We start from the raw sequence: 10,011 nt of genomic DNA on the forward strand, positions 1-10,011 counted from the left end.
GCACGACCATGGTCAAGCTGGTCGAGGTGGACTCCTCGAACTTCTCGCCGATGTGCAGCATCCCCGACTGTGACGGCGCGTAGGTCGGCACCATCGGGCCCGCGAGTTCCTCTGCGACCCTTTCTACTTGGGGGATGAAGGTATTGGTGCTCACGGCGAGCAATGCCCAGAACACCACGATCGGCACCGAGAGGACGCGGACCGTTCTGGCGACGAACGGGCGCTTCGCCTGATGCGCGCTCACGCGGACTTCACTCTGCAGGTGACGTCAGCGTCCTGACGGGTGGCCGACTGTTCGTCGCGGACCACGCCGTTGACCAGTATCCGACAGCCGACCTCACCGCCCTGGACTTGCGCCGAGATACTGCCGGACACCACCGTCAGCGTGGTCGTCTCGGTATGTGACCACGGCAATTCCGTCAGATCAACCCTTTGAGGGTGTCCATCGACGTCGATGTAGGAGAGCATCCCGCCGTCACCCAATGCGCCGAACAACTGATATGTCAGCTGCTTTGGGGTGAATTGCTCTGGGGCTTGCGGACCGTTCACGGCAATGACCGGAGCCGGGGCTGACAATTGATGCACCTTCCACATGCCCAATGCGCCCACGCCAACCACCACTACCGCGGAGATCGGTATCCAGCCCCTCGTCAGCACCGTCTTGCCGACCGAACGTTGGTTCACGCGATCACCTTTCGAAAGCCGGCCACGAACTTCGCGTGCAGGCTCAGTACGCGACCCGTGTGAGCGCAATCAACACGTCCAGCGGGCCGCCGACCCGGGCCGTGCCACGTGCAGCGAGCGACTGCCCGCTGAGCGGCGCCTTCCCTGCGATCCCGAATCACGTCGCCGTCGAAGAGCGTACGGCGGTCTACACGGTTGATACAGTCGCATATGAGTCAATCGTATGCAAGCTGGTCGCGGCTGCGACGAATTGAGGTACGAAACGATTAGCCCACGAGCCGCGGACTGCACGGCGGAGGTCAGAGGGTCCCCTATCGCGCCCTCGCCACCGCACCACGGCCCGGCCACCCGTGCCCCCGCCGGGACGATCCCCCATCGCCGGGCGGGGGCCCATCCCCACCGTTGCGGCGTGGCTCGACGAGCTCGGCCTGTTCGGACTGCGGAGCTATGAGAAGTGCGTGCATGTAGAGGCCTTCGGGCTACCCACCGCTCAGGTGGCACTGTTCCCACGGCATCTCTGGGCGAAGGGCGGATCTAGTACGGCAGAGGAGAATCGGTCGTTCTCGCCGTGGTGGCCGCCCGTACGTCACTGCTGCGCGGCAACCGGGTTCAGCGGGCTGCCCCGGTCGACCAGCTCCTGGCCTGAGCCGCTCAGCGGCAAACACATGGCACCTGCTGGCGCGTCCGCTCGACAAGCCCGTCGGAACTGGTGGAACGTGCACGGCGACGGTGCCGTTCTTCGGGCACCAGCGCGGATGTTCGTTCTGCGAGGTGTTGGCGTCGCGAGGATGCGATCACATAGAGTATCCAATATCCGTTGAAAGCGAGAGTCGATGCCACCGCGAACTGCGACCAGACGCGATCAGACACCCAGCGAACCGGGCAGGGGACAGCGGTCGGACTTCGTCCGGCCCAAGACCGCCCAGCAGGCCGTCGCCGAGGCGATCCGGCAGGACATCACCAGCGGGAGGCTCCCGCCGGGCAGCTGGATCGTCCAGGACACCCTTGCCGAGCAGTTCGGGCTGTCGCGCATCCCCATCCGGGAGGCCCTGAAAACCCTCGAGGGCGAGGAGTACATCACCTACGTCCCGCACACTGGGTACCGGGTGGCCAAGCTCGGCCTCGAGGATCTGACCGAGGTCTTCGTACTCCGCGAGATCCTGGAGGAGACGTTGATTCGCGACGCGATGCCCCGCGTCGTCGACGAGACCGTCGAAGCGATGCGGCTCGAGATCGCCGAGATGGACCGGGCCGCTGCCGCCAACGACCTCATCGCCGTCGGCATGGCGAACCGGCGGTTTCACTTCCTCACGTTCGGGGAGAGCCGGATGGCGCGCACGAAGCGAATCGTCACGCAGCTGTGGAACACTGCCGACGCGTACCGCCCTCTCTACTCACACCTGATGGATCTTTCCAAGGTGAACAGTGAGCACGTCCTGATGGTGGACGCCATGGCCGTCCGTGACGTCGAGAAGATGGTCGCGTTGAACCACGAACACCGCGTGCAAGCCATCGGCCATCTGCGTGAGATCCTCGGCCGGGAAGAGGCCGGCGAGGAGTCGTGACGGCCGTCGACCGGTTGGCGGCCCTCGGCCTGCAGGTCCCGGCGCCCGCCACACCCAAGGGTGCGTACTTCCCAAGTCGCTTGTGCGGCAACCAGTTGTGGATCAGTGGGTGCACCGCACGCCGATCGGACGGTCCGGGCCTGCTCGGTGTCGTCGGCGAGGACGTGTCGCCGGAGGATGCGAACGGGCAGGCGAGGGTGGCGGCGCTGAACCTGATCGGCGCCATCGACGGTGCGGTCGGTCTCAACGCGGTCACCGCGCTGGTGCATCTGCGCGGATACGTCCGGGCGGCCCCGCAGTTCGATGCCCATCCGGCGGTCATCGACGGTGCCTCGCGGCTGCTGCTCGAGGTGTTCGGCGAAGAGTGCGGTGCGCATGCGCGCACGGCGATCGGGGTCGCGTCGCTGCCGGGTGGGGCTTGCGTCGAGCTGGAGCTGGTCGTGTCGGTCGTGCGCTGAGTCAACCGAGCCGTTCGACCGTCCGGCCGATCGCGAGGCCGAGGGCCAAGCCGGCCAGCGCCGTCAGCGCCAGCCTCACCCGATCGTCGGACCATCGATCCGGTGCCGAAGCGGCAGGCCGCGCAACGGTCGGGACGTCGGCGGCGTCGACACCGGCGATCGTGGCGTTCAGCTGGCTGACGAACCGGCCGATGATCCGATTGCTCACCTGCGAGATGACACCGCTGCCGAATTGCGCGATCCTGCCGCCGAGTTCGAGGTCGGTCGTCACGGTGACGGCACAGCGGTCCGCGCTCTCGCGGGCCAGCATGGTCACGGTGGCTTCGGCCGAGCCGTTGCCCTTGCGGTCGCGGGCCTGGCCGCGCACCACCATCTCGTGCGCGGTGTCGTCGCGGCTGACGATGGTCGCGGTGCCGGACAGGGTGAGCCCGACTGGGCCGACCTTGACGGCGACACTGGCCTGGAAGTCGTCGCCGTCTTGGCCTTCGATGGTGGCGCCGGGAATGCACTCGGCGACACGGCCGATGTCGGTCAGCGTCGCCCAGGCGACATCGAGCGGTGCATCGACGGAGAAGTCGTTGACGAGGCGCAAGGACCAGGCTCCCATCCGGGTTTCACGGTTCCGGTTGTGTGATCTGGAACCATCCAACTACGATTGGATCCGATATCCAAATTATCCGATGCGGAGGATGGCGACATGCTGAGCAAGGGAGTCGGACTGTTTCCCACCGAACCGGTGGAAAAGATGCGCGAGTACGTCCGGCTCAGTGAGTCGCTGGGCTATGACCATGTCTGGTTCGGCGACTCGCAGAACATCTGGCGGGAATCCTCCACCGTGATGGGCGCCGCGGCCGTCGGTACCGAGAAGATCATCCTCGGCACCGGGGTGACCAACGCCGTCACCCGGCACACGTCGTTGCTCGCGTCGACATGGGCGACGTTGGCCGAGTTCACCGGTGGCCGAGTCGCTCTCGGTATCGGCACGGGCGACTCGTCGTTGCGCACGATGGGCCTCAAGCCACTCAAGCTCGCCGAACTCGAGGAATCGATCCGTCAGCTCCGTGCCCTGTTCAACGGCGAGAAGGTGGTCGAGCAGACCAGCGGCGCCGAGTATCACCTCAACTATCTGTCGGGGCCGGTCGAGATCCCGATCTACGTCGCGGCGTCCGCGCCGAAGATCCTGCGAATGTCGGGCCGCATCGCCGACGGCGTCATCGTGCTCGTCGGAACCGCCCCGCACTTCATCGAGGCGGCCCTGCAGACCATCGAAGCCGGCGCCGCCGAGAGCGGCCGCACGCTCGACGACCTGCACATCGTGCTCTGGACGCCGACGGCGATCGACGACGACCGCGTGCTGGCGCGTGATCTGGTGCGCGCGCATGTGTCCCGGGTGGCGATCCGGCCCCTGCCCGCGAAAGTCGAACCCGCGCTGGAGAAGGCCATCGACCGCATCCGCGAGAAGTACGACTACTACGAGCACATGGACACCGAAGCCGCGCACGCCGATCTGGTGCCCGACGAGCTGGTCGACCTGTTCGCGCTGGCGGGCACCCGTGCGGAGTGCGCGCAGCGACTCAAGGAGATCGAGGCCCTCGGCATCGATCAGGTGTCGATCGTGCCCTTCGTGCGCCCCGGTCAGAGCCGCGAACAGACGATCAGGACGTTCGCAGAGATCGTCGACGAGCAGCTGCCGTGACCTCGCGCGGTGCCGCCGAAGGTGCCACTCCACGAGCCCATCCGGCTCCGGGAAGTCGGGTGCCCGGCGCGCCACCGCCGTTGAAGAGAGCATTGACACCTGCCGACGGTGTCGCGATCGAGCCGAAACCGTCGGCCGAGGGTCGCGCCGACAGCGGCCCACCGGCCCAGGGGTCGCATCCGGCCGCGCCTGCGATCTCAGGCAACCGCCCGTTCGCCGCCGTCGCGATGCTCGGAATTGCGCTCGGCCTGGAGGTTTCGGGGCTTCTCGCGGCGAAAACGCGGGCTAGGCGGCGGCATGGGAACGCCACCAAATGTTGACGTAGATCACACCTTCTCGTATAGAATATCCAATATTCGCTCACTCCCGGAGGTCTTCTCGGATGTCACGGTTCCCGAAGTGTTTTGCGGCGGTATCTGCGGTCCTCGCGCTCGTCATGGGTGCAACGGCATGTGCCGACGAGTCAGCGGCGCCCGCAGCGGGCGGCGGCAAGGACACGTTGAGCATCTCCGCGACCGGCGTCGACAGCCTGCCCTTCATGGCGATCCTGCAGGTGGGCATCAACAAGAAGTGGTTCGAGGACGAGGGCCTGAAGGTCGACCTCTACTCCGGCGGCGGTGGCGGCAACACCTTGCGGGTGGTCACCAGCGGTGACGCTGACATGGCGATCGCAGGCAACAGCTCGGTGCTTCTGGCTGCGCAGCAACCGAATTCGAACCTCAAGGTGGTCGCACCGTGGTTCCAGGTGAACGACTTCTCCTGGATCTGCCCGCCAGGGCGCAACGTCGACGGAGCCACACTGGGCTTCAGCTCGGCTGGCTCGTCGACCGAGTTGCTGGCCAAGGGCCTGGAGGGCAAGTTGCCGGGAGTGAAGATACAGGCGGTCGGGGCGATGGGCGACAACTGGACCGCGGCCAAGGCCAACCAGATCACCGCCGGCTGGGCGATGCAGCCTTTCATCGCCGACAAGCAGGCATCCGACAACGCGCAGATCCTGGTCAACTCCCGGGACGTGCTCGGCGACCTTCCCGCCGACCTGGTCGCGGTCAACTCTCAGTACGCCGACGCCAACCCCAACAACCTCAAGGCCTTCTTCAAGGTCACGAACCGCCTGAACCAGTGGGTGGTGTCGGACCCCGACGCGGCGGCCACGGAACTGGCGCCGTTGGTGGGGGTCACGCCCGAGGTGATGAAGGCGGCCTTCAAGAACAGCCCCGACCTCGCCAAGGGCTACTCGCTGCAGGTCGACGCCAAGGGCCTCAAGAACTTGTCGGACCTGATGGTCGCCGCCGGTCAGATCCAGACGCCGATCGACTGGGCGAAGGTGATGGACCAGCAGTACCTTCCCGAGGACGCCCGCACCGACTTCTGAGTAGCAGCAGAGACCGCATCGACCATCCCATCGGAGAGGCAGATCTGTGGAACCGCAAGGCATCCAGATGAAGAACGTGTCCGTCGTGTTCGACACGCCTGCCGGGATGATGACGGCGGTGACCGACATCGACCAGCACGTGCCACACACCAGCTTCGTCTCCATCGTGGGGCCCAGCGGGTGCGGCAAGTCGACACTGCTGGCCGTCGTCTCGGGGCTACAGAAGGCCTCAACGGGCAAAGTCAGCGTCGGCGGCAAGCCCGTGACGGGGCCCGACCCCAAGATCGGCGTGGTGTTCCAGGAGGACTCCACGCTGCCATGGCGCACCGTCGAGGAGAACGTGTGCTTCGCGATGGAGATGATCGGTGTGCCGAAGGCTTCGCGACGGCTGCGCGCCAAGGAGGCGATCGACCTCGTCGGTCTGCGCGGCTTCGGAAAGTCCTACCCCTCACAGCTTTCCGGTGGCATGCGCCAACGCGTAGCCCTCGCGCGCACCCTTGCAGTGCAGCCGGAAGTGGTGCTGATGGACGAGCCGTTCGCGGCACTGGACCAACAGACCCGTCTCTTCCTCGGCGCCGAGGTCCGCCAGATCTGGGCGCGTACGCACCAGACGATCATGTTCGTCACACACGACATCTCCGAGGCAATCCTGCTGTCGCAACAGGTTTGGGTGATGTCCTACCGACCGGGCACCATCATCGACGTGGTCGACATCGACCTGCCCGACGATCGTGATGCCGGGGTGGTCTCGACGCCACGGTTCAACGAACTACACAACCGGATCTGGGGTTCGCTGCAGGCCGAATCGATGCGAGGCTTCCAACAGCAGGAGGTCGCTGCGACGTGACGGCTTCCTTCGTGGCTGCAAACGACGTGCCGACCGAGGCCGTGCCGCAACCCGGTGTTCAGCCGGCGCGCACCGGCCGAAGGCGCCGGATGGGCAATCTGGTGTTCAGCACGCTGTCCACCATCGGTCTGGTCGTCCTCGGTATCGGCATCGCCGAGATCGGCGCCGAGGCCGGATGGTGGAGCGAGCAGGTGCTGCCCGCACCGTCGACCGTCTTCGCCGCACTGGGCACCCTGATGACGAAGGCTCAGTTCTGGGACGATTCCAAGCGCACCGGTATCGAGGTCGCGGTGTCGATCGTCTTCGGCAGCCTGCTCGGACTGACTGCCGGGCTGTTGTTCTGGAAACTGCCTCTGGTCGGACGGATCTTCGAGCCCTACTTGGTGTCGTTCTACGCGGTTCCGCTAGTGCTGTTCTACCCGGTCATGATCGTGCTGGTTGGCATCAACGCGATGTCGGTGATCATTCTGGCCACGATCATGGCGGCCATCCCGATGGCGCTCAACACCGCGGTCGGGCTGAACACGATGCCACCGGTGTACATGAAACTGGCGCGATCGTTGCGGGCGTCGCCGCGTCAGACTCTGCTGACCATCGCGATTCCCGCGGCGGGCCCGTTCATCGTCGCTGGCCTGCGGCTCGCCGTCGTCTACGCGCTGATCGGGACCATCGCGATGGAGTTCACCACCGCGCAGGCCGGGCTCGGGTATCGGATCCGCTACCTGTACGAGATCTTCGACAACACGCAGATGTTCGCCTACATCGCTGCGGTGGTGTTGTTGTCCTGCCTCCTCACCGTGCTCCTCGCCCTGGTGGAACGTCTGTTGCTACGGGGGAGGAACGCATGACCGTCACATTGCCGGACGTCGCCGTGCCCCAAGCACGGCGCCAGGACCAGATCCGCAAAGTTCTGAGCAACCAGTTCGTCGGCTCTGGGCTACTGGCCGTGCTGGTGGTCATCGGCTGGGGGATCGTGTCGGGGTTGACATTCGTCATTCCCTCGCCCGTGCAGACCGCCGCCGTTCTGGTCCGGAATCTGTCCGACCCGGCGTACCTGTTCGATCTGCAGGTCACGGCGCAGTCGGTGCTACTCGCGTTCGTCATCGGCACCGCGATCGGCGGCGGCCTCGGATTATTCCTAGGCCTCTCGCAGCGGCTGCGGCTGATCTTGGAGCCGCTCATCATCATCCTCAACGGCATCCCCAAGATCGTCCTGTATCCGGTGCTGCTGCCGATCTTCAGCCTGTCGGGTTCCAAGGTCGTCATGGGGGTGCTCTTCGCTCTGTTCCCGGTGTTGATCAACGTGTCGACCGGCGTACAGGAGATTCCACGCGTCTACTGGAAATTGGCGAAGTCGGTGCAAGCCAACCCGTGGCAGACGTTGGTGCACATCATCTTTCCCGCCATCCGTCGGCCATTGCTGACCGGCGTCCGGCTGGCCGTCAGCCTGTCCGTCGTCGGTGTCGTGTTGTCGGAGTTCTTCGCCACCCGCCGCGGCCTCGGACGGGTGGTGTTGCAGGCCTACAGTCACGGCGACTATCCGTCCATGGTCGCGACGATCATGCTGCTGATCACCATCTCGTTCGCGATCTCGATTGCGCTCTGGCAGTGGGAGAAGCGAATCCATTGAGCGACAACGCAACATCCGCGGGCTACATCGGCAGCTCGGTGCGGCGCCGTGAGGATGAGCGCTTGCTCGTTGGCCGCGGGCGGTTCATCGCCGACCACGCCGAGGGTGCCCACCACGTCGTGTTCGCCAGGTCCGCCGAGGCGCACGCGAGAATCTTGAGCGTCGACACGACGGTGGCCGAACGGATGCCCGGTGTGCTCGGCGTCTACGTGGCCGGGGATCTGGGGCTGACGGGCCTGCCGATTCCGCCGCTGACCAGACCCGACGACGTCTTCAGTGCCGCCACCTCTTGTGTCCTGGCCGAGCAGCGGCTGCCGATTCTGGCCGACGACGTGGTGCACTACGTCGGGCAGCCAGTCGCCATGGTGATCGCCGAGGACAGGTACCTGGCCGAGGACGCCCTGGAGAACATTCGAATCGACTATGCACCAATGCCTCCCGTCACAGATGCCGTCGCCGCGCTCGAACCGGACAGCCCGGTGCTGTTCTCGCATCTGAGCAGCAACGAGGCGGCTCGGATGGACTTCTCGTTCGGTGCTTCAGAGTATGCCTTCGCGGTCGCCCACCGGGTCGTCACCGGCGTCTACCGAATGAACCGGCACGGCGCGGTGCCACTGGAATGCCGCGGCGTCCTTGCACGTTTCGACGGCAGACGCGGGCGGACCGAGATCACCACGTCCACCCAGGTCCCGCACATGGTGCGCAACGCCATCTGCGCGGTGACGGGTTGGGCCGAGGCGGAGATCAAGGTCTCGGTGCCCGACGTCGGCGGCGGCTTCGGCACGAAGGCCAACGTGTACGGCGAGGAGATCATGCTCGCCGTGCTGTCGCGGCTCACCGGGTACACACTCATCTGGGTCGAGGACCGACAGGAACACCTGGTGGCCAGCGCGCAGGCGCGGGATCAGCTGCACCACACCAGGATGGCCGTCGACGTCGACGGCCGCATCCTGGCCTGGGAGGACGACTTCGTCGTCGACATCGGGGCAGGCAGTCTATGGGTCGCGGGCATCGTCGCCAACACGGCGATCCATCTTCTTGGGCCGTACCGGATCCCCGCCGCACACATCAGCGGACGCGCCGCGCTCACCAACAAGACCCTGGTGGCCCAGTACCGCGGAGCGGGCAGGCCCGAAGCGACGTTCGCGCTGGAACGCACGCTCGACGCTGCCGCGCTCGAACTCGGCATCAGCCCCGCCGAGATACGGCGGCGAAACCTATTGATCGCCAACGACATGCCCTACCCGAGACCGATCCCGTACCGCGACGGGGTGCCGATCTCATATGACGGCGGCGACTACCGGGCATGCCTGGAATCCGTGCTGGAATCGCTTCCGGCGACGGAGGTCGCGCGGTGCGCAGCAGCGAACCCCGACTTACGGATCGGATACGGGTTGGCGTCCTACCTCGAGGCGACGGGCAGGGGTCCGCACGAGACGGCGCGGGTGCGGCTGCTCTCCGACGGGCGGATCGAGGCGACTGCGGGTTGCGCGTCCGCCGGCCAGGGGCACGAGACGACGTTCGCGCAAGTGGCCGCCGAGGCGCTGGGCGTGCCGATGGACCGGGTGAGCTTCGTGCCGTCCGACACCGAGCGTCTGCCTGAAGGGGTCGGCACGTTCGCTAGTCGCTCGGCTGTCCTCGCCGGATCCGCAGTTCACCAGGCCGCATTGCAGCTCGTCGATGTCGCCACGGGCCGCGTCGCGGCACTGCTCGGCGTGCCGCCTTCCGACATCCGTTACAGCAAGGGACGATTCTGCAC

11 protein-coding genes are annotated in these 10,011 nt (G+C 66.0%); 8 read left to right on the forward strand and 3 right to left on the reverse strand.

The genetic code is table 11. The features are described from left to right. Positions 1 to 244 (reverse strand): hypothetical protein (locus ACRDUX_RS12410; protein WP_526414295.1); only part of this gene is annotated, 244 nt, incomplete at its 3' end. After that, positions 241 to 684, reverse strand: a complete 444-nt coding sequence (locus ACRDUX_RS12415; RefSeq protein ID WP_526414297.1) for an MmpS family transport accessory protein — start codon at positions 682 to 684, stop codon at positions 241 to 243. The genes ACRDUX_RS12410 and ACRDUX_RS12415, both read right to left, overlap by 4 nt. A gap of 833 nt (positions 685 to 1,517) precedes the next feature. Between ACRDUX_RS12415 and ACRDUX_RS12420 the strand changes: the two genes are divergently transcribed. Together ACRDUX_RS12420 and ACRDUX_RS12425 are read left to right on the forward strand one after the other, a co-directional pair. Beyond that, the gene (locus tag ACRDUX_RS12420) at positions 1,518 to 2,249 is read left to right on the forward strand and encodes a GntR family transcriptional regulator (RefSeq protein ID WP_526414299.1); all 732 of its coding nucleotides are present in this window, start codon (positions 1,518 to 1,520) and stop codon (positions 2,247 to 2,249) included. Next, the gene (locus ACRDUX_RS12425) at positions 2,246 to 2,707 is read left to right on the forward strand and encodes a RidA family protein (RefSeq protein ID WP_526414301.1); all 462 of its coding nucleotides are present in this window, start codon (positions 2,246 to 2,248) and stop codon (positions 2,705 to 2,707) included. Before ACRDUX_RS12420 ends, ACRDUX_RS12425 begins: the two co-directional genes overlap by 4 nt. 1 nt (position 2,708) lies before the next feature. Here the strand turns inward: ACRDUX_RS12425 and ACRDUX_RS12430 are convergent, their stop codons facing one another. Next, the gene (locus ACRDUX_RS12430; protein WP_526414303.1) at positions 2,709 to 3,314 is read right to left on the reverse strand and encodes an SRPBCC family protein; all 606 of its coding nucleotides are present in this window, start codon (positions 3,312 to 3,314) and stop codon (positions 2,709 to 2,711) included. 90 nt (positions 3,315 to 3,404) lie between these two features. Between ACRDUX_RS12430 and ACRDUX_RS12435 the strand changes: the two genes are divergently transcribed. The 6 genes from ACRDUX_RS12435 to ACRDUX_RS12460 form a co-directional block, all read left to right on the forward strand. Further along, entirely contained in the window at positions 3,405 to 4,403 is a 999-nt protein-coding gene (locus ACRDUX_RS12435; protein ID WP_526414305.1) for an LLM class flavin-dependent oxidoreductase, read from the forward strand. Between the two features lie 382 nt (positions 4,404 to 4,785). Further along, positions 4,786 to 5,775, forward strand: coding sequence for an ABC transporter substrate-binding protein (locus tag ACRDUX_RS12440; protein ID WP_526414307.1), 990 nt, complete (start codon positions 4,786 to 4,788; stop codon positions 5,773 to 5,775). 67 nt (positions 5,776 to 5,842) lie between these two features. Continuing rightward, positions 5,843 to 6,622, forward strand: a complete 780-nt coding sequence (locus tag ACRDUX_RS12445; protein ID WP_526414309.1) for an ABC transporter ATP-binding protein — start codon at positions 5,843 to 5,845, stop codon at positions 6,620 to 6,622. Then, positions 6,619 to 7,470 carry an ABC transporter permease gene (locus tag ACRDUX_RS12450; RefSeq protein ID WP_526414311.1) on the forward strand — a complete coding sequence of 284 codons (852 nt, stop codon included), beginning with the start codon at positions 6,619 to 6,621 and terminating at the stop codon, positions 7,468 to 7,470. Before ACRDUX_RS12445 ends, ACRDUX_RS12450 begins: the two co-directional genes overlap by 4 nt. Next, the gene (locus tag ACRDUX_RS12455) at positions 7,467 to 8,252 is read left to right on the forward strand and encodes an ABC transporter permease (RefSeq protein WP_526414313.1); all 786 of its coding nucleotides are present in this window, start codon (positions 7,467 to 7,469) and stop codon (positions 8,250 to 8,252) included. The genes ACRDUX_RS12450 and ACRDUX_RS12455 overlap by 4 nt, the downstream gene beginning before the upstream one ends. Beyond that, positions 8,249 to 10,011 (forward strand): xanthine dehydrogenase family protein molybdopterin-binding subunit (locus tag ACRDUX_RS12460; RefSeq protein ID WP_526414315.1); only part of this gene is annotated, 1,763 nt, incomplete at its 3' end. The genes ACRDUX_RS12455 and ACRDUX_RS12460, both read left to right, overlap by 4 nt.

This window comes from Mycobacterium sp., assembly GCF_050701675.1.
Classification (GTDB): domain Bacteria; phylum Actinomycetota; class Actinomycetes; order Mycobacteriales; family Mycobacteriaceae; genus Mycobacterium.

Coding starts and splice junctions, on each gene's coding strand:
- ACRDUX_RS12420 (WP_526414299.1), top strand. CDS start 1,518: ATGCCACCGCGAACTGCGACCAGACGCGATCAGACACCCAGCGAACCG.
- ACRDUX_RS12430 (WP_526414303.1), bottom strand. CDS start 3,314: ATGGGAGCCTGGTCCTTGCGCCTCGTCAACGACTTCTCCGTCGATGCA.
- ACRDUX_RS12435 (WP_526414305.1), top strand. CDS start 3,405: ATGCTGAGCAAGGGAGTCGGACTGTTTCCCACCGAACCGGTGGAAAAG.
- ACRDUX_RS12440 (WP_526414307.1), top strand. CDS start 4,786: ATGTCACGGTTCCCGAAGTGTTTTGCGGCGGTATCTGCGGTCCTCGCG.
- ACRDUX_RS12445 (WP_526414309.1), top strand. CDS start 5,843: ATGAAGAACGTGTCCGTCGTGTTCGACACGCCTGCCGGGATGATGACG.
- ACRDUX_RS12455 (WP_526414313.1), top strand. CDS start 7,467: ATGACCGTCACATTGCCGGACGTCGCCGTGCCCCAAGCACGGCGCCAG.